We start from the raw sequence: 19,616 nt of genomic DNA on the forward strand, positions 1-19,616 counted from the left end.
GAGTAATCGCCCGCTGTTAACGTGAAAGAATTGTGCCGGAGCGACTTGGAGCCATTTAGCTTCGTCTCGCGTCCTTGCAGAAGCCGGAGACTTTGAAATGACATCGACACATTCGCATATCTTGTCTGCTTATGACGATGAGCTGAAATTCCTGACACGCCGCATCTCTGAGATGGGTGGTCTTGCAGAACAAATGTGCGCGGATGCAGTTCGCGCATTGGTCAACTCCGATGCGGCTTTGGCCCAGAAGGTCATTTCAGAAGACGTCGTACTTGACCACGCGGAACGCGAAATTGGTGACAAGGCAATTGTGACCATTGCCAAGCGTCAGCCAATGGCGGCCGACCTGCGCGAAATCATCGGTTCCCTGCGTATTGCAAGCGACCTGGAGCGCGTTGGCGACCTTGGCAAGAACACTGCCAAGCGCGTAATCGCTGTTCAGGGCACGGGCGTACCACGCAAGCTGGCACGCGGCCTGGAGCACCTGTCCGAGCTGGCACTGGTTCAGCTCAAGGAAGTGCTTGATGTTTACGCAACGCGTTCTGCCGAGAAGGCCAATGCCATCCGTGAGCGTGATGAAGAAATCGACGCTATGTATACCTCGCTGTTCCGCGAACTGCTGACATACATGATGGAAGATCCGCGCAACATCACCACCTGCACGCATTTGCTGTTCTGCGCCAAGAACATCGAACGTATCGGTGACCACGCAACCAATATCGCCGAAACCATCTATTACATGGCAACAGGCAGCCAGCTTGAAGGTGATCGTCCGAAGGACGACAGCTCCAACACGCTCGGTGCTGTAACCGAATAATAGATAGACGGACTTGAGCGGAGTACAGCCATGTTGCCGAAGATCGCAGTCGTAGAAGATGAAGAAGCCCTGAGCGTTCTGCTGCGTTACAATCTAGAAGCCGAAGGCTACGAAGTCGACACGATCACCCGTGGAGACGAAGCAGAAATTCGTTTGCAGGAACGGGTTCCTGACCTTCTGTTGCTGGACTGGATGCTGCCGGGTGTTTCCGGCATCGAACTGTGTCGGCGCCTCAGAATGCGGCCTGAAACAGAACGCCTGCCGATTATCATGCTGACGGCGCGTGGTGAAGAAAGCGAACGCGTTCGCGGTCTCGCCACCGGAGCGGATGACTATGTCGTCAAGCCGTTCTCCACGCCAGAGCTGATGGCACGTGTGAAAGCTATGCTGCGCCGTGCGAAGCCCGAGGTGCTGTCTTCGGTGCTAAAATGCGGTGATATCGAGCTTGATCGTGAAACGCACCGCGTTCACCGTAAAAGCCGTGAAGTGCGCCTTGGGCCAACCGAGTTCCGCCTGCTGGAGTTCCTGATGTCCTCACCGGGGCGCGTGTTCTCACGTTCGCAGCTGCTCGACGGTGTCTGGGGGCATGATATCTACGTCGACGAACGCACCGTTGACGTGCATGTAGGACGTCTGCGCAAGGCGCTGAACTTCTCCAATATGCAGGATGTCATTCGCACGGTTCGTGGTGCGGGTTATTCGATGGAAGCTTGATCCGGTCTTTCATCATGTAAAAACATCAAAGGCGCGGCTCATAGTCGCCCTTTTTGTTTCTGGGAGAGCTTTCACTACCCATGAGTTCACAACTCATCGATGCCACCGTTGCTCGATATGAGAACGCGGCATATCCAGTTTGGTGCAAAATTGACCTGAAAATTTGCGGTTTCAGACACGCCCAATCCGACGAACAAAACGATGGTTCGAATTGGTCGAAATCTATCATTTTCAGACAGGCTGTGAGGAGTAACTAGGCCCTAAACGCAAAAAAGCTCCGGAGACCGGAGCTTTTTTGCAGGCTGATTTAGATAACTAAATCAAGAAATTGGTGCCCAGAAGAGGACTCGAACCTCCACACCCTTGCGAGTACCAGCACCTGAAGCTGGCGCGTCTACCAATTCCGCCATCTGGGCGACGGAGAGCGATGTACGGCGAGCAGCGCTCTATGTCAACGGACTTTTTTATTTTTTATGACAAATTGTTTTCAGTCATACGGATTGGCGATTCAACTAATTGAAAATAAATAGTATTTTTACGTGAAAATTTCCGCGCATGGTTTTGCACAGCCTCTAAGCCCTTGTTTTATGCGGATTCTGCGTTTTGCCTGATTTGCCAAGATGCTGGTTTTGCGTGGCACCAATTCCCTCACATATCAGAGCCTTAAATAAGGCTGGCCTGTATCGATACAGGAATCTCTGGTTGTAACAGAATAAATCATATCTTTAGGCAAAAAGGGGGCTTCCGCCTCTGCCTCTCGTGATGCTAAGACAGCTTTTCGGTTACAGCGCCCGTTATTTTGGCAATGGGGGCAGCGAGGCTGGAACAGCAAAACGGAAACTGCCTTGTGAAGCTCTTCCCGTGTTGTGGCTCCGGCATCGGAACAGACTGAAATTACGATAATGACTCAACCATTCCCGTCTGTTGGCACAAACGGGAACATAAAAGTGGGAGCTATACATGAATTCCAAAATTGGCCTCATTGCGGCAGCCTTGCTGTCTGCAACATGCTTCGCCAATGTAGCAAGCGCGAAAACCTTCGTTTACTGCTCCGAAGGTTCTCCAGAAGGTTTTGACCCGGGCCTCTACACCGCCGGCACCACCTTTGACGCCGCTGCACACACTGTTTACAGCCGCCTGCTCGAATTCGAGCCCGGCACAACCAAGCCAGTTGCTGGTCTTGCTGAAAGCTGGGAAGTTTCGGAAGACGGCACGGTTTACACCTTCAAGCTGCGTCCGGGCGTAAAGTTCCAGACAACTGATTTCTTCACGCCAAGCCGTGAACTGAACGCCGATGACGTTGTTTTCTCCATCGAGCGCCAGATCAAGACTGACAACCCATGGCACCAGTATGTTGCTGGTACATCCTGGGAATATGCTGCCGGCATGGGCTTCCCAGAGCTGATCAAGTCGGTTGAAAAAGTCGACGACATGACGGTCAAGATCACCCTGAACCGTCCTGAAGCACCTTTCCTGGCAAACCTTGCGATGCCATTCGCTTCGATCGTTTCGAAGGAATACACCGACAAGCTCGCTGCTGACGGCACCAAGGAACAGCTGAACCAGAAGCCAGTTGGCACCGGTCCGTTCGCATTCGTCGGTTACCAGCAGGATGCCGTTATCCGTTACAAGGCTAACAAGGAATACTGGGGCGGCGCGCCTAAGGTTGACGATCTCGTATTCGCGATCACCACCGACGCTGCTGTTCGTTACCAGAAGCTCAAGGCTGGCGAATGCCACCTGATGCCGTTCCCGAACGCTGCTGACGTACAGTCCATGAAGGCTGATCCAAACCTGCAGGTTATGGAACAGGAAGGCCTGAACGTTGCTTACCTCGCCTACAACACAACGCAGGCTCCGTTTGACAAGGTCGAAGTCCGCAAGGCGCTCAACAAGGCTATCAACAAGCCAGCTATCGTTGATGCAGTGTTCCAGGGCATGGCAACGCCTGCCAAGAACCCGATCCCACCGACAATGTGGTCTTACAACGACAAGATCGAAGATGATTCTTACGATCTCGACGCTGCCAAGAAGATGCTTGAAGAAGCAGGCGTGAAGGACCTCTCCATGAAGGTCTGGGCAATGCCGGTTTCGCGTCCTTACATGCTCAACGCACGTCGCGCTGCTGAAGTTATCCAGGACGACTTCGCAAAGATCGGCGTAAAGGTTGAGATCGTGTCCTACGAATGGGCCGAATACCTCGACCGTTCAAAGGCTAAGGACCGTGACGGCGCTGTATTCCTAGGCTGGACTGGCGACAATGGCGATCCAGACAACTTCCTCGACACACTTCTCGGCTGCGAAGCTGTTGGCGGTAACAACCGTGCGCAGTGGTGCAACAAGGAGTTCAACGATCTGGTGAAGAAGGCCAAGGTTACGACCGATCAGGCTGAGCGCACCAAGCTCTATGAAGAAGCTCAGGTTATCTTCAAGAAGGAAGCTCCTTGGGCAACCATCGACCACTCCCTGTCCATCGTTCCGATGCGTAAGGAAGTCAGCGGCTTCGTTCAGAGCCCGCTGGGTGACTTCACATTCGAAAATGTGGACATCGCTGAGTAAGCTGTCATCGTTAAGCGTGCCGCGTGCCTTTTAATAAAGGCGCGCGGCATTTGCTTTGTGCAGTTCCGACAAATTAAGATGTAGGCAAAATCGCCACACCTACCAACGAACAGGTTCCTGAAGGAACAGATCGAAGGTCTACTATGATTGGCTTCCTTGTACGGCGCATAGCTGTGCTCATCCCGACATTCATCGGGGTTTCTATCGTTGCATTTTTGTTCATTCGCTTGCTTCCGGGTGACCCGGTTGCCCTGCTGTCGGGTGAACGCGTCATGTCCCCAGAGCGCCACGCACAGATCAGTGCTGCGCTCGGCATGGATCGCCCGCTGGTCATCCAGTATCTGGATTACCTTGGCGGCGTCCTCACTGGCGATTTCGGCACATCCATTGTGTCCAAATCGCCTATTCTCGGCCAGTTTCTTGCACTATTCCCGGCAACGGTTGAACTGTCCTTCTGTGCGATCGTGCTGGCTATCGCTATCGGTATTCCGGCCGGCATCATTGCCGCCATCAAGCGTGGTTCTGTCTTCGATCAGGGCCTGATGGGCGTTGCTCTTGTTGGTTACTCCATGCCGATTTTCTGGTGGGGGCTTCTGCTGATCATCCTGTTCTCTGGTATCCTGCAATGGACACCGGTGTCAGGACGCATCTCGCTGATGTTCTTCTTCCCGCCTGTTACCGGCTTCATGCTGATCGACTCGCTGCTATCTGGCCAGAAAGGCGCATTTGCGTCGGCTCTCAGCCACCTGGCGCTGCCATCCATCGTTTTGGCCACCATTCCGCTGGCTGTTATCGCCCGCCAGACACGTTCGGCCATGCTGGAAGTGCTGTCGGAGGATTACGTCCGTACCGCACGCGCCAAGGGCCTGTCGCCCTTCCGCGTTATCGGCATTCACTCGCTTCGTAACGCCATGATCCCTGTCATCACCACCATCGGCCTTCAGGTCGGCGTGATGTTGGCTGGCGCTATCCTCACCGAAACGATCTTCTCCTGGCCGGGCATCGGCAAGTGGATGGTCGATTCGGTCTTCCGCCGTGATTACCCTGTCATTCAGGGTGGTTTGTTGTTGATTGCGGGCATCATCATGATCGTCAACCTTATCGTTGATGTTCTGTATGGCCTCATCAATCCACGTATCCGGCACTAAGAAGGAGAAATTCCCATGGCCGATACCGCCATTTCCAAATCCGCAGAGCCGGTTTCCGCCTCTGCGATGCGTCGCCAGATGCTCAAGGAGTTCTGGTTCTATTTTTCTGAAAACAAGGGTGCCGTCATTGGTCTCTATGTTTTCATTGCTCTGGTTATCGTTGCTGTTTTCGCACCGATCATCGCACCACATTCGCCGTTCCAGCAGTATCGTGATGCTATTCTTGTTCCACCGTCATGGATGGAAGGCGGACGCCTGACATATCTTCTCGGCACAGATCCGGTTGGCCGCGATATTCTGTCCCGCCTGATCTACGGTGCGCAGTATTCGCTGTTCATTGGTGTGTTCGTCACCACGTTGTCGCTCACCAGCGGTATCGTGATCGGTGTCATCGCCGGTTATTACCGTGGTTGGGTCGATACGATGATCATGCGCCTAATGGATATCATCCTGGCGTTTCCATCGTTGCTGCTGGCTCTGGTTCTGGTTGCCATTCTCGGACCAAGCCTGACCAACGGCATGATCGCGATCGCGCTGGTTCTGCAGCCACACTTCGTGCGCTTGACCCGTGCTGCCGTCATGGCGGAAAAGACCCGTGACTACGTCACCGCGTCACGTCTGGCCGGTGCTGGTCCGTTCCGCCTGATGTTCCGCACCATTTTGCCGAACTGCACCGCACCACTGATCGTTCAGGCAACCTTGTCCTTCTCCAACGCCATTCTCGATGCGGCCGCTCTCGGCTTCCTTGGTATGGGCGCTCAGCCTCCTGCACCGGAGTGGGGCACGATGCTCGCCGAAGCACGCGAATTTATTCTGCGCGCATGGTGGGTTGTTACATTCCCTGGTCTTGCCATTCTCATCACCGTTCTTGCCATCAACCTGATGGGCGACGGTTTGCGTGATGCGCTTGACCCGAAACTGAAGAGGTCCTGATATGGCACTTCTGCAAATTGATAATCTCACCGTTGAGTTTGAAACCGCCAATGGCTGGTTCAAGGCTGTTGATGGCGTTTCGATTTCGGTCGATCCGGGTGAAGTTCTCGCCATCGTTGGTGAATCGGGCTCCGGCAAGTCGGTGTCAATGCTGGCTGTCATGGGCCTTTTGCCGTGGACTGCGCGCATCACCGCTGACCGTATGTTGTTTCAGGGCAAGGATATCCAGAAGCTGTCTGCTGCGGAACGCCGCAAGCTGATCGGCAAGGATATTGCCATGATCTTCCAGGAGCCGGTTGCAAGCTTGAACCCTTGCTTCACCGTCGGTTTCCAGATCGAGGAAGTTCTGCGCATTCACCTTGGTCTTGGCCGCAAGGAGCGTCGTGAACGTGCTCTCGAACTGTTCCGGCTGGTTGGCCTGCCTGATCCGGCTGAAAGGCTCAAGCATTACCCGCACCAGATGTCCGGTGGTCAGTGCCAGCGTGTGATGATTGCCATCGCCATTGCCTGCAACCCCAAACTTCTGATTGCTGACGAACCAACAACGGCGCTTGACGTGACCATCCAGAAGCAGATTCTCGATCTGCTGATGTCGCTGCAGGCGCAGAACGGCATGGGTCTGATTATGATCACCCATGACATGGGTGTCGTGGCGGAAACGGCTGACCGCGTGGTCGTGCAGTACAAGGGGCGCAAGATGGAGGAGGCCGACGTGCTGACCCTCTTCGAAAACCCGAAAAGCAACTATACCAAGGCTTTGCTTGCCGCATTGCCGGAAAATGCAACAGGTGACCGGCTGACGACCGTTTCCGCATTTTTCGATGGCGCACCAACGCCTGCGGGAGAAACAGCATGACAGCGAACCAATCCAACAAGACCATGCTGGAAATTCGCAACCTGAAGAGGGATTATGAACTGCCGGGCGGCATGCTCAAAAAAGGCAGAACAATCCATGCCGTGAAAGGTGTGTCCTTTAAGCTGGAAGCCGGCAAAACATTGGCAATCGTCGGTGAATCCGGTTGCGGCAAGTCTACGCTTGCCCGCATGCTGACCTTCATCGACGAGCCGACCTCTGGTGAACTGCTGATCGATGGCAAGACGGTTGATACCCGCCCAGGCCATCTGACGGCGGAAATGCGCCAGAAGGTTCAGATCGTGTTCCAGAACCCATACGGTTCATTGAACCCGCGTCAGAAGATCGGCGATGTTTTGTGTGAGCCTCTGCTCATCAATACAAAGATGTCATCTGCCGAGCGTCGTGAACGTGCAACGGAAATGCTGATCAAGGTCGGTTTGGGTCCGGAACACTACAATCGCTATCCGCACATGTTCTCCGGTGGCCAGCGCCAGCGTATCGCCATTGCGCGTGCCTTGATGCTGAACCCGAAGCTACTTGTGCTGGACGAACCGGTATCGGCGCTCGACCTTTCGGTTCAGGCTCAGGTTCTCAACCTGCTGGCTGACCTGCAGGACGAGTTTGGCCTGACATACGTGTTCATCAGCCACGATCTTTCTGTGGTGAAATACATCGCTGACGAAGTCATGGTGATGTATTTTGGTGAAGCGGTGGAGTACGGCACGCGTGAAGAGGTCTTCTCGGATCCGAAGCACGAATACACCCGCACCTTGTTTGCGGCCACGCCGCAGGCGGATATCGAAAGCATTCGCAAGCGCATGGCAGCCAAGGCTGGCGCCCGCGAACAGCGCGCATAATCGAAAAGAAATGCCGGGTGCTGTGCGAAAGCGGCACCCGGCATTCAATTATCCAAGGCAAAACAGGCACAAACCGTGGTAAAGGGTGGCATGCCCACAACTCTTTCAAACCCTGTTTATACGCCGCCGTTGGAGCCATACCTGTCCATCGTCCACCGGGATGACGACATTCTTGTCCTCGACAAGCCAAGTGGCCTTTTGTCTGTGCCGGGGCGTGACCCTGTTCTTTACGACAGTCTGGCGACCCGCGTTCAAAAGCAGTTTCCCAAGGCATTGATGATCAACCGGCTGGACAAGGACACCTCCGGTCTTGTCCTGATGTCGTTGAACCGCAAGGCGCACGCTACCATTGCTGCCCAGTTCGAAAACCGCACGACACGCAAATCCTACATAGCCGTTGTCTGGGGGCATCTTGCGCAAGAAAGCGGCCTAGTTGATCTTCCGTTGGCAATTGATCAGGACAACAAACCGCGCCACCGCGTCGACCATGAAAATGGCCGTTCGGCGCAGAGCGAGTGGCATGTGCTGGACCGCCTGCCATTACCGGCTACCCGGGTCAAGCTGCACCCGTTGACAGGCCGCACCCACCAGCTGCGCGTTCACATGCAGGCGATCGGCCACCCAATTCTCGGGGATGCTTTCTACGCCAGTGGTGACGCGCTTGATGCAGCGGATCGCTTGTTGCTGCATGCCGAGGAAATCGGTTTTCGTCACCCGGACGGACGTGATGTGTCGTTTCGCGTTACGTGTCCGTTTTGAGGTGGCTGCGTGAGCAAGGAACCAAACAACACAGATCTGGTCGTGGATTTTGTCGGTGGCGCTGTCGGTCACCGCTTTCGCGCCGGCGAGGGGCGGGGACAGGCCCTGGCAAAGGCTGTAGGGCTGACCAAGGGGCGCTTACCGACTATCGTTGATGCAACGGCAGGTCTCGGCCGCGATTCCTTTCTGCTTGCTTCACTTGGTGCCAATGTCACGATGATCGAGCGGTCGCCGCAGATGCATGCGCTACTGGCGGCAGGACTTGAGGCCGCAATGGCCGAAGGTGGTCGCTACGCTGAGACCGTGGGCCGCATGACCCTGCTGCACGGCGACTCCAGACTGCTTTTGCCCGGGCTGGAAACGGACGTCGTGTTGGTCGACCCTATGCATCCTCCCCGCCACAACAGCGCACTCGTCAAAAAGGAAATGCGCGATCTCCGCGACATTGTCGGCGCAGACGATGACCAGGCCGAATTGATGCGCGTGGCGCTTGGCGTTGCAAAAAAGCGTGTGGTTCTCAAATGGCCACAAAAGGCGGACCCGATGCCCGGTCTGCCGAAACCCAATCATCAGATCGAAGGTAAAAATACACGTTATGACGTGTTCATGATCTTTGGAAAGACGGATGAAACGGCAACAGGGCAGGGGTAGCGCTTGCCCGCAACAAAGTAAGGTATTCTGATGTTTTTAAGCAATGACGACCTTGTTGAATTGACCGCATTTCGCCGGGAGCTGCACCGGTTTCCGGAAGTCTCCGGAGAAGAGAAAGAGACCGCGCAGCGCGTCCGCACTTACATTGAGCAGATGAAACCGGAAAGGATCATCGAAGGTCTGGGCGGCCATGGTCTGGCTGTGATCTTCGAAGGTCGTGAACCCGGTCCCTCACTGCTCATTCGCTCCGAGCTGGATGCCTTGCCGATCTTTGAAAAGACCGGTCTTGCCTACAGCTCACAAAGTGATGGCAAGGGCCATTTGTGTGGACATGACGGGCACTCCACCATTCTTGTGTCGCTGGGCCTTGGACTTTCACGGCAGAGGCCGCAAAAGGGCCGCGTTATCCTGATGTTTCAGCCGGCAGAAGAAACCGGCGCTGGTGCCGCCGCTGTATTGGCTGATCCGCGTTTCGCCGAGATTGTGCCTGACGTTTCCGTTTCACTGCACAATCTGCCCGGCTTGCCACTTGGCCATGTCAGCATCATGGAAGGCGTGGTCAACTATGCCTCGCGTGGCATCAAGATCAGCCTCAGCGGCAAAACTGCCCATGCATCGTCACCGGAACAAGGCATCTCACCGATGCTGGCACTGTCAGAGTTGATGCCTGCGCTGGTTAAACTGGGTGTAGGGCTGCCAAAGGCCGACGAGCCATTTTTGCCGGGTGCCGACTTTCGCATGGTCAACGTCACCCATGCCAGTATGGGTGAAGCCGCCTTTGGCATTTCCCCTGCCGATGCCGAGCTTTGGGCGACATTGCGCACATTGTCGGATGACAATATGGATACCCTGTGCGCTCAGGCGGAAGAGCTCGTCACAGATATTGCCAATAAAAACAGTCTGAAATTTTCCATAGCCTACGATGATATTTTCCTGCATTGCGAAAATTCGCCCGAGGCGACCGCACATATCATAACCGCACTAAAGGCCGAGAACATTCCCTATACCGAGGATTTTCTACCGATGCGCGGATCAGAAGATTTTGGACGTTTTGGCGCTGTTTCACAGTCTGCTATGTTTTTTCTGGGGGCTGGGCAGAGCCACGCAAATCTGCACAATCCGGACTACGACTTTCCCGATGAGTTGATTGATATTGGCGCCCGGATTTTTATGCGGATCATCCGCAATATCAATGGATAACAACGGATATGGTCACGAACAAAATGACCAGAATCGGTGTCAGCCATCATCTCATCAGTGGTTACAGAAACGAGAGAGTGATGATGTTCTGATGGCTGATGTCGAGGTGATTGCACCAACATGAGCGGGATGGGCGCAGTTTTCTTGACCGCTTCGACATAAACTCGTCACGAACTGCACATTACCCCTTGCACGCTCCCGTTTTGCCCGTTATGAGAACGCCGCACTTGAAGCTTTATGGCTTCCTGTGTCCGCGGAGAGGTGGCAGAGTGGTCGAATGCACCGCACTCGAAATGCGGCATACGGGCAACCGTATCGTGGGTTCGAATCCCACCCTCTCCGCCATAACAGCCTTCAATATAAGGCATTTCCCTCATTATCAAATAATAGCCAAAACTGATCTGTATCTATCGTCACGCGCTATTTCTTAAGATAGCGCCACGCGACCGTCGGCAGCAATTTGGACGCACGACATGGTTGCGACAGCCGATACATAAGTTCGATCCCGTCGTTAATCGACCTTCGTCGCCATTTCGTCTCTCCATGTCGTTCTCACGGCAGTCGATGAGAGAGGTTGATGTTCTGCTGGCAGGGCTGAGTTGTACTGCCGATCTGGCATAATCTTTTCGTGGAGGAAAAGGTTTCGAACCCGGCTGAACTGCCGTGTCGAAAGAATTGCCAGCCGAGCAGCAACAGTTTCGAATCTAAACCCAGAGGAGGAATGGGAATGAGCAGAAACAGAGGTGTCGTGTATTTGCGGCCGGGCCAGGTCGAGGTGAGAGATATTGACGATCCCAAGCTCGAGGCACCGGACGGGCGTCGGATCGAGCATGGAGTCATCCTGAAAGTCATCTCTACCAATATTTGCGGGTCCGACCAGCATATGGTGCGCGGTCGCACGACGGCCTTGCCAGGTCTCGTCCTTGGCCATGAAATTACGGGTGAGGTCATCGAGAAGGGTGTCGATGTCGAGATGCTGAACATCGGCGATATCGTCTCGGTGCCGTTCAACGTCGCATGCGGCCGTTGCCGCTGCTGCAAGTCGCAGGACACTGGCGTCTGCCTGACCGTTAACCCATCACGCGCGGGCGGCGCCTATGGCTATGTTGACATGGGCGGCTGGATCGGTGGCCAGGCCCGTTACGTCACCGTTCCCTATGCCGATTTCAATCTGCTGAAATTTCCCGATCGCGACAGAGCTCTATCGAAAATCCGCGATCTCACAATGCTGTCCGATATTCTACCGACTGGTTTTCACGGTGCGGTGAAAGCGGGGGTTGGTGTCGGATCGACCGTCTATGTAGCAGGCGCCGGTCCGGTGGGTCTCGCGGCAGCGGCTTCAGCGCGTATTCTCGGTGCAGCGGTCGTAATGATCGGGGATTTTAACAAGGAACGCCTTGCACATGCTGCCAAGGTTGGCTTCGAGCCGATTGATCTGTCGAAAAGCGATCGTCTCGGCGAGATGATCGCACAGGTTACAGGAACGGATGAGGTCGATAGTGCCATTGATGCCGTCGGTTTTGAGGCCCGCGGCCATTCGGGCGGCGAACAGCCGGCCATCGTTCTGAACCAGATGATGGAGATCACCCGTGCGGCAGGCTCCATCGGTATTCCGGGCCTCTATGTCACGGAAGATCCTGGTGCGGTCGATGATGCTGCCAAAAAGGGTAGCTTGTCCCTTCGGTTGGGCCTTGGTTGGGCGAAGGCGCAGTCTTTCCACACTGGCCAGACGCCCGTGCTGAAATACAATCGTCAGCTCATGCAAGCCATCCTTCACGACCGGCTGCCAATCGCCGACATCGTCAATGCAAAAATCATTTCGCTTGATGACGCCGCGCAGGGCTATGAAAACTTTGATCAGGGCGCGGCAGTAAAATATGTGCTGGACCCTCATGGTGACCTGATGAAGGCTGCCTGATCGTCTCAAGCAGCCTTGCGTCTCGCTGTCCTTGTCCGCCTCAGTAACGAGGTCGGACTAAGGACAGCAGTTCAGCTATGCCATCATCTAACGCGATGGAGAATGGATCATCATATCAGTACTTTAGGTGTTCCCACGGCCATTAAGGAGAAATGCGTTGCATTCTATTGGGCATCCGCACATGGCTCTAAATATCGCGGGGGCGTCGTATCGATAGACTCCGGGTCGCCCCTTTGTCACCGGAGAGTTGCAATCTCGCAAAACTCGCGTATAAGCACAGCATCTTGATTTCTGGAAAGGGAGCGGATCGATGCAAAATATCTCCTCACGCCCCATCGGGGCCTCGGTCTAGCTCAGTATAAGCTGACTTAGGTCGCTCCAACCGCTGTCATCGACGGCGGATAGCGAACACGTATCCAGAGTTATCATTCATGGGCACTTTTTCCGGGGACGCTTTTGCTTCCCACGAGCCAGCACGTTTGCCGGCTAATATTCATCATTATTTCTCCAGCAAAAGCTGGATTGAGGGTGCAGCTCTCGACCAGCTTGAAAAAATGTCGCGTTTGCCGGGTGTCAAAGCCGTCGCGGCATTCCCTGATCTTCATCCTGGCAAGTACGGTGCAACCGGTGTTGCCCTGCTGTCTGAAAGGCTGCATCCGCTGCTGGTCGGTAACGACATCGGCTGCGGCATGTCTTTGTTCGAGCTGGATCTTCCGGTCCGCAAGCTTAAGCTGGACAAGGCGGCAAACCGGCTGCGTCGCATGGATAGCGTCAAGACTGACGATGCATCGCAAAGGCTTGGCGACATCGACCTGCCAAATGACCTCTTCTCGCACGCCTTGGGGACGATCGGCGGCGGCAATCACTTTTGTGAGCTGCAGGCGGTCGAAAGTCTGCTCGGCGACGTAGAGGGGGCTGCGTTGGAGAAGCAGAGCTCATATCTGCTTGTTCATTCCGGTTCCCGTGGTTTGGGTGCAGATGTGTTTTCAAGCATTTATGCACACATACCAGACCTGGTACATGGCCTTGACGCCGTCACTGACGCTGCGGTTTCATGGCTGGAAAAGCACGATCAATGCGTAACCTGGGCGTGGCTCAATCGACGCATGATCGCCGAAAAGGCAGCTTCTCTACTCAACGCCGATCTTCGTCTTGTGGCGGATGTGCCGCATAATCTGGTTCGCAGAACATCAGATGGTTTCGTCCACTACAAGGGCGCTGCAGCCGTAACGCCGGGAGAGATTGCTCCCATCGCAGGATCGCGGGCGACACTGAGCTATGTCGTGAAGGCAACCGACAAGGTTGGTGTTTCCCTAGGCGGCATTTCCCACGGTGCCGGGCGCAAATATGACCGTGCCACCATGCACGGTCGCGTTGGCAAAACACGGTCGGAACGGGACGGCCTCTTGCGCAACAGTTGGGGTGGCGTGGCGATCTGCGATGATCGTGATCTGGTCATCGAGGAAGCCTCATCCGCGTACAAGGATGCGGGACAAGTGGTAACGGACCTGCAGGCCGAGGGGCTGATCGACAGCCTTGCGGCCATGCGCCCGCTTGTTACCTACAAAAAGGCAGTGGGGGAGGATGGCGTTACCCAACATACTGGCAAACCCGATCACCGTCGCAAGGAAGGCCACAAAAAGGGAGGTCATAAAGATGACCGCTATTGATCTGTTGATTACGTCAGGCAATGGACCGACGGAATGCCGCATCGCTGTCAAAGCGTTGCTGGATATTCTTCAGAGGCAGGCGCGCGAAAACAACTGCCTGTGTGAATTGAACATGGGGCCGATGCCTGACGCACATGGTCCCAAGTCTGCTCTGCTGAACCTTGAAGGAGAGGCGGCTGCACAACTGGCTGCGGACTATTGTGGCACTGTGAAGTTCCTGTTCAAGAGCCCTGTTCGGCCGGGCCATAAACGCCAGAACTGGTTTGTTTCGGTGCAAAAAATTGACCTTGATGTCGGCGAAGATGTCGAAATTGATGCCAAGGACCTACGCTTTGAAACGCTCAGAGCCGGAGGTCCAGGCGGTCAGCACCAGAACACCACCGATAGTGCCGTGCGTGCAATCCACACTCCGACGGGATTACGCGTCATTGCCAGAAATGAGCGGTCGCAACACCGCAACAAGGCTCTGGCGGTGAAACGACTGGCTTCCATGCTTCAGCATCTTCAGGACAGGAAAACCGTCACGGCAAAATCGGAGCGTTTTATTGCCAATCGTTCAATCGAGCGTGGCAATGCCGTAAAAACCTTCAGGCTGTAGCCGCAATATCTTGGCGCATCGGTAGGTAACTGGTGCGCCAAGATGACGGGTTTTGTGCACGGCCCAATCATCAGTATTATTTGCTTTCGAGAATATCGACGATTTGCTGATAACCCCGGGTTTGCGCATGCTGAAGCGGTGTTATGCCATCATTGTCGGCGATATTTTTATCGGCACCTGCATCGACAAGCAGTTTGACAATTTCGACGTGTTTTGGGCCGCCATCGCTCAGAATGATCGCCTCAAGCAGTGCGGTCCATCCGAGGTTGTTGACGTGGTCGATATCAACACCTGCGTCGATCAGCGTTTTCACTGTCTCGACATGACCGCGTTCCGAGGCTGGTATCAGCGCCGTTCCACCATAGCGGTTGGTGCTTTTCAGATCAGCACCATGCGAAAGCGTTAATCGCAGAATTTCCAGGTGCCCACGCGCACCGGCGTAGAGATAGGGGCTGTCCTGAATAGCGTCCTTTGCGTTGACGTCAGCTCCCGCCTCGATCAACATTTTCGCCGACTCGACATCATTGGCATGGGTGGCAATCAGTAACGCAGTTTGGCCACGCGCATCGCGTAGCTCCAATGCAGCACCGGCTTTGATTGTCGATGCGATGGCAGGATGGTCACCGCCTCGCACGAGTTCCAACAGATCTGGTTTTGTGTCCGCCATTGCCGCTCCCACCATCACGCTATAAAGAGCGATTGCCCGGATGACGACCCTTAGTGATCTCTGCATGAGCGGCCATGTCCTCAACAATCTAAGCACTCCCTTGTTTTCACTCCACCGTCTTACAGCCGTTAAAAAGGCAGAGATATGTCTCGGCTTGACGTGTCGGATCAATCTGCCGTGAGCATGATTGCCGGTGGCAGACACTTGATGAACCGTTCACTTTATGCCCTATGCTGTCACCAATGTCGCGCATGAGGGGTTGTGCAGAGGTGGTTAAAGGCACGTATTCCCGGTTGAATTGGATAATCAGCATTCTTGCTGTCTGGCTCGTTTGCGTCGGCCTTTATGGGGCTGTTTCCGTCAATATCTCCCTCAAACGGGCCACTGATGAGCTGAATGATGCGGGGTTTCTTCTGCATCGTCTGATCTCGCAGCGCGTGGCACAACATGATGCACATCTGACGACACTGGTATCGCTCATCCTCGCAGGTGACGGTGGGCAAATACAGCCGCTGTCACAGGTCAGCGAGAGCATCATTCACTTTTATCCTCGCATCACCGCTATTCAGGAAATTGAACTGGCATGGCAGGAGCCGTCTGCTGCTACGGATGTGCGACAGGTACTGTCGGTTCCGGAAAATGCCAGGGTTGCGGATTACGCACCAATTGCCAGCGCGATATTTGCGCAAAAGGCCGGTGAGGGGAAAAGTTATGTGTCTCCGTCGCTTGGCGACAATTACCTGCTGACCAAGAAGGTACGAGACACCAATCCCGCATTGTCCATTGTGCTGCAGATCGATCCGCAAAGGCTGGTGGATCTGGAAGAAGTACCGACCTGGCTGACCATGCGGCTGCAATTGAACGGCACCGTGGTCATGGAACGTGTCAGCGAACATCAGAAATCCAACTGGCTGTCTATGCCGTCGTTCAGCCGCATGATCGACAGCCGGTCGCAGCCTCTGTTGCTGACGATGGAACGTCCGATTTCGGTGTTTGACCTCGTCGATTTCGTTTCGCTTGCTGTGGTGGCCGCCATCAGTCTTGCCGCGCTTTTACTGCTCGCCTACATCATACGGCAGAGGCGGGAAGCTCAACGCCTGCAGGCAGCAGCGCTTGTGGCAGAACAGCGTAGCGCACTGCTGGCGCGTGAAACGCGCCTTGCCCACGCCGCCAGGGTCAATTCGCTTGGTGAGCTGGCATCCGGCATTGCCCATGAGCTCGCACAACCCTTGACCGCATTGATGAGCCAGAGCCGCGCTGCCGAGCGTTTGCTGGAGCAGGCAGGCATCGATAATACCCTCTTGAAGACGGCATTGGCGTCCAATGTGCGTGAGGCAAGACGGGCCGGCGATATGCTCAAGCGTATGCGGGACTATATCAGTAATCGGCCACCGAGACCGGTCGCGGTCGAGGTTAACCGGGTTGTCGCCGATACGGTTGAGCTGATGCGCGCCGAGCTCGACAAACGCCATATCGCGCTGCAATGGGAACTCGGTGCCGATTTACCGCTGCTGATGGCCGATCCGGTCGAACTTGAGCAGGTCTTTAACAACCTCATCCGTAACGCTGCCGACAGCATTGAACAACTGAATGGCGCTGGGTCTCAGATCACGATTGAAACGATGCGGGACGGTGATTGGGTAAGAATAGACATCCGCGATAATGGCCCCGGCATTGACGAGAAGGTGTTGCCGCATCTTTTCGAGCCGTTTTTTACCACCAAAAAGGATGGCATGGGGTTGGGTCTGGCGTTGTGCTCGACATTGGTCGAACGTGTCGGCGGACAGATCGAAGCGCAAAATAATGCCGCTGGCGGAGCCTGTTTCATTGTCCGGTTGCCGGTTCAAACACGGGAGACAGGCGCTTGACTGCAACACGCATCTATCTGGTGGATGACGACGAAGCTGTGCGTAACGCGCTGTCATTGCTGCTTTCAACCTACGCCATGCAGGTGGAGACCTTTGCCGACCCCACCACCTTTCTGGCGCATGTAGAAACGAGGCAGCCCGGCATATTGCTGCTTGATCTGCGCATGCCATTGATCAGCGGCTTACAGGTGCAGCAGAAATTGACTGAACGGAACATCGACTGGCCAATTATCATGATAACAGGTCATGGTGATGTGAACGCCTGCCGCCGTGCGTTCAAGGCCGGTGTCAGCGACTTCCTGAGCAAGCCGATCGATGAGGATGTGTTGCTCGATGCGATCCAGTCGGCACAAGGTCTTTTGCAGGCAACGCTGGAAAGACAGGAAGCCATAGGTCTTCTGGCCAGTCTGACCAGCCGGGAGCGAGAGGTGCTTGATCTTGTCTGTCAGGGTTTTGCCAGCAAGGATATCGCCAGCGCACTTGATATTTCCGCTCGCACCATAGATGCACACCGGGCCAATATTGCTGAAAAACTCGGAACCAGTTCGGTGGCGGAGTTCGTGCGACTGACTGTTGCCGCGGCCTCTCGGTAGAATTACCTAGGTGCACCTGTGGAACCGCGGATTCAATCAAACCCGGGCTGCCGTTAAAACCGGCGTCAGAAAGCAAGCAGCTTTCGAGACATGGTTTTAAGGAGACCCGACTATGAAGCGCATTCTTCTCGCCGCTACCGCTGCCGCCGTATTGACCTCGGTTGCTTCCGCCCAAGTTCTCGAAGAAAAGAATATCTCGATGGAACTGGCCAGCACCATTGCACGCGAAGCTGTCGCAGCCTGCTCGGCTGAGGGTTACAATGTTTCTGCTGCTGTTGTTGACCGCGCCGGTGTACTTCGTGCGCTTTTGCGGGCTGACAATGCTGGTTCCCACACCCCGGAAGCGGCGCGCCAGAAGGCCTACACTTCGTCGTCATCCCGCATGCCAACCAGCGCAATGGCAGAAAACATTGCCAAGAACCCAACCGCTGCTGAACTTGCCTCGATCGACGGTTTTCTGGTTCTGGCCGGCGGCATGCCGATCAAGGTTGGCAACGCAACCATTGGCGCAATTGGTGTTGGTGGTGCTCCAGGCGGCCAGTTCGATGAAGCCTGCGCCGTTGCCGCCATCAGCAAGGTCCAGGCTCAGCTGAAGTAATCAGGTCTGAACAGCAGCGCTGCCTCGTCCCCGGCGGCGCTCGCATGGCGCTTCAAACCAACGTTTGAAGCGCCAATACCATGTTGGGGGAACTTTTCTGATTTAGATCGGCTGTCCAGTTTGTTGAATAAAAAGCATTAATTTCTAGTGCAGTTATGCCTTGCCTTACGAGGTTCAGTCGTTAGCCAATAGTACTGTAAAAGACACGTGTTTGTTTTGTCTTTTGGAGGGAGTTATTTACAAAAAATTGGCCTAAGAATTTGATTAGGTATATTTTTTTCGAGCGTTTTTTTTGTTTGTAATAAACTGTTTACTCAGCTCATAACTTGCTCATCGTAACCTACGAAACACGATCTAAAGGCATTGACTGGCAGCGCGAGTCCTCTATTTTTTCACCTTATAATTGTGGAAAAGCCATGGAAGACCGTTCGCACACTCTAATAATATCTGAGCCTGCTACCGACTTAGCAGATTGCACGCAGGAAGCTTTTAAAAAGCGACTGCGGGAAGAGAGAACACTCAGCCTGTGGTCTCAGGACGCTGAAGGCGTAAAATTCAATATCCGGTCAAAATCAATTCAGCATGTAACTATTCGGCGAGCACCGCACGCCGAGGAACACATCGATGAGACTTTAATAGAAGGGGTCTACTGCATTGATCGTGTAGGGTCCAAAAAAGGTTATCTTATTACTGGGTGTAATACTATTCTTGGACATTTAAAGGAAATCTCGGAAGATAATTCCAGATTAAAATTTGAGGTTACCTTTCGCAAACCAACTGGTCGGGAAGTCGCCGAATGGCTGGAGGGAAACTTTGACCCACAGCGCAAAGCTCTCGGAGCGATTCTTGGTGAAATGTGCGCCGTCACTGAAGAGGCAAAGGCGGAAATCAGTGAGCTCCTGAAAACAACTGAGAACAATTTGAGTGAGCTTCGTACCCTCAATCGAAATATGATCCGCGAAGGACGAAAGGCGGAACAGCAGCGGATTGAAGGGTTCAAAGCAAAAAAAGTGGGCGTTGTTATTGCTGTGTCAGGCTTCGCATTGGGCTCGTTGTTGGATCTCGGCTTGTTGGAAGATCATAAAATTATTGAACTCACCAATAATCAGATAATTGGTGGGCTATCAGCTTCGATTGTCGTCATTACGTTTTTTGGACTACCCATAATGTGGAGTGCGTTTAGACGTAAATACTCTGGTTGATTGTGGAA

At 54.3% G+C, this 19,616-nt stretch carries 18 protein-coding genes and 2 tRNA genes; 18 read left to right on the top strand and 2 right to left on the bottom strand.

Annotation, left to right across the window (positions count from 1 at the left end):
* The first annotated feature begins 97 nt into the window (after window positions 1–97).
* Together phoU and phoB are read left to right on the top strand one after the other, a co-directional pair.
* Window positions 98–817, top strand: coding sequence for a phosphate signaling complex protein PhoU (gene phoU, locus ACZ5FM_RS17405; RefSeq protein ID WP_192486691.1), 720 nt, complete (start codon window positions 98–100; stop codon window positions 815–817).
* Window positions 818–847: 30 nt separating this feature from the next.
* Window positions 848–1,531: a phosphate regulon transcriptional regulator PhoB gene (gene phoB / locus ACZ5FM_RS17410; protein WP_192486692.1), complete on the top strand. Its 684-nt coding sequence runs from the start codon at window positions 848–850 to the stop codon at window positions 1,529–1,531.
* A gap of 329 nt (window positions 1,532–1,860) precedes the next feature.
* On the opposite strand, the gene ACZ5FM_RS17415 is transcribed toward phoB, so the two are convergent.
* A tRNA-Leu gene (locus ACZ5FM_RS17415) sits at window positions 1,861–1,947 on the bottom strand.
* Between the two features lie 544 nt (window positions 1,948–2,491).
* Here ACZ5FM_RS17415 and ACZ5FM_RS17420 point away from each other — a divergent pair.
* The 12 genes from ACZ5FM_RS17420 (at window position 2,492) to prfH (ending at window position 14,680) form a co-directional block, all read left to right on the top strand.
* A complete protein-coding gene (locus tag ACZ5FM_RS17420) occupies window positions 2,492–4,090 on the top strand; it encodes an ABC transporter substrate-binding protein (RefSeq protein ID WP_192486693.1) in 1,599 nt (532 codons plus the stop codon).
* 143 nt (window positions 4,091–4,233) lie between these two features.
* Window positions 4,234–5,238: an ABC transporter permease subunit gene (locus ACZ5FM_RS17425; protein WP_192486694.1), complete on the top strand. Its 1,005-nt coding sequence runs from the start codon at window positions 4,234–4,236 to the stop codon at window positions 5,236–5,238.
* Between the two features lie 15 nt (window positions 5,239–5,253).
* The gene (locus tag ACZ5FM_RS17430; protein ID WP_192486695.1) at window positions 5,254–6,171 is read left to right on the top strand and encodes an ABC transporter permease subunit; all 918 of its coding nucleotides are present in this window, start codon (window positions 5,254–5,256) and stop codon (window positions 6,169–6,171) included.
* A 1-nt stretch (window position 6,172) separates the two neighbouring features.
* On the top strand, window positions 6,173–7,027 hold the full coding sequence (locus ACZ5FM_RS17435; protein WP_192486696.1) for an ABC transporter ATP-binding protein: 855 nt from the start codon (window positions 6,173–6,175) through the stop codon (window positions 7,025–7,027).
* Complete coding sequence (locus ACZ5FM_RS17440) at window positions 7,024–7,884, top strand: dipeptide ABC transporter ATP-binding protein (protein WP_464039334.1); 861 nt, start codon at window positions 7,024–7,026, stop codon at window positions 7,882–7,884. The genes ACZ5FM_RS17435 and ACZ5FM_RS17440 overlap by 4 nt, the downstream gene beginning before the upstream one ends.
* Before the next feature lie 90 nt (window positions 7,885–7,974).
* On the top strand, window positions 7,975–8,643 hold the full coding sequence (locus tag ACZ5FM_RS17445; protein ID WP_464039335.1) for a pseudouridine synthase: 669 nt from the start codon (window positions 7,975–7,977) through the stop codon (window positions 8,641–8,643).
* Between the two features lie 9 nt (window positions 8,644–8,652).
* Entirely contained in the window at window positions 8,653–9,294 is a 642-nt protein-coding gene (locus ACZ5FM_RS17450; RefSeq protein ID WP_312946607.1) for a class I SAM-dependent methyltransferase, read from the top strand.
* A gap of 30 nt (window positions 9,295–9,324) precedes the next feature.
* Complete coding sequence (locus ACZ5FM_RS17455) at window positions 9,325–10,494, top strand: amidohydrolase (RefSeq protein ID WP_464039336.1); 1,170 nt, start codon at window positions 9,325–9,327, stop codon at window positions 10,492–10,494.
* Window positions 10,495–10,749: 255 nt separating this feature from the next.
* Window positions 10,750–10,839, top strand: a tRNA-Ser gene (locus ACZ5FM_RS17460).
* A 382-nt stretch (window positions 10,840–11,221) separates the two neighbouring features.
* Window positions 11,222–12,412 carry a formaldehyde dehydrogenase, glutathione-independent gene (gene fdhA / locus ACZ5FM_RS17465; protein WP_275640397.1) on the top strand — a complete coding sequence of 397 codons (1,191 nt, stop codon included), beginning with the start codon at window positions 11,222–11,224 and terminating at the stop codon, window positions 12,410–12,412.
* A gap of 431 nt (window positions 12,413–12,843) precedes the next feature.
* A complete protein-coding gene (locus tag ACZ5FM_RS17470; RefSeq protein WP_464039337.1) occupies window positions 12,844–14,082 on the top strand; it encodes an RNA ligase RtcB family protein in 1,239 nt (412 codons plus the stop codon).
* On the top strand, window positions 14,069–14,680 hold the full coding sequence (gene prfH, locus ACZ5FM_RS17475; protein ID WP_250983347.1) for a peptide chain release factor H: 612 nt from the start codon (window positions 14,069–14,071) through the stop codon (window positions 14,678–14,680). Before ACZ5FM_RS17470 ends, prfH begins: the two co-directional genes overlap by 14 nt.
* Before the next feature lie 76 nt (window positions 14,681–14,756).
* On the opposite strand, the gene ACZ5FM_RS17480 is transcribed toward prfH, so the two are convergent.
* Window positions 14,757–15,413, bottom strand: a complete 657-nt coding sequence (locus ACZ5FM_RS17480) for an ankyrin repeat domain-containing protein (protein WP_464039338.1) — start codon at window positions 15,411–15,413, stop codon at window positions 14,757–14,759.
* 227 nt (window positions 15,414–15,640) lie between these two features.
* On the opposite strand from ACZ5FM_RS17480, the gene ACZ5FM_RS17485 reads away from it, so the two are divergent.
* The 4 genes from ACZ5FM_RS17485 (at window position 15,641) to ACZ5FM_RS17500 (ending at window position 19,608) form a co-directional block, all read left to right on the top strand.
* On the top strand, window positions 15,641–17,215 hold the full coding sequence (locus ACZ5FM_RS17485; RefSeq protein ID WP_464039339.1) for a sensor histidine kinase: 1,575 nt from the start codon (window positions 15,641–15,643) through the stop codon (window positions 17,213–17,215).
* On the top strand, window positions 17,212–17,808 hold the full coding sequence (locus ACZ5FM_RS17490) for a response regulator transcription factor (RefSeq protein ID WP_275640401.1): 597 nt from the start codon (window positions 17,212–17,214) through the stop codon (window positions 17,806–17,808). Before ACZ5FM_RS17485 ends, ACZ5FM_RS17490 begins: the two co-directional genes overlap by 4 nt.
* Window positions 17,809–17,920: 112 nt before the next feature.
* A complete protein-coding gene (locus ACZ5FM_RS17495; RefSeq protein ID WP_275640402.1) occupies window positions 17,921–18,406 on the top strand; it encodes a GlcG/HbpS family heme-binding protein in 486 nt (161 codons plus the stop codon).
* A 416-nt stretch (window positions 18,407–18,822) separates the two neighbouring features.
* Window positions 18,823–19,608 (top strand): hypothetical protein, encoded by a 786-nt coding sequence (locus ACZ5FM_RS17500; RefSeq protein WP_464039340.1) that lies wholly within the window; start codon window positions 18,823–18,825, stop codon window positions 19,606–19,608.
* The last annotated feature ends 8 nt before the right edge of the window (window positions 19,609–19,616 follow it).

Source organism: Agrobacterium sp. 5Ca50 (assembly GCF_055381905.1).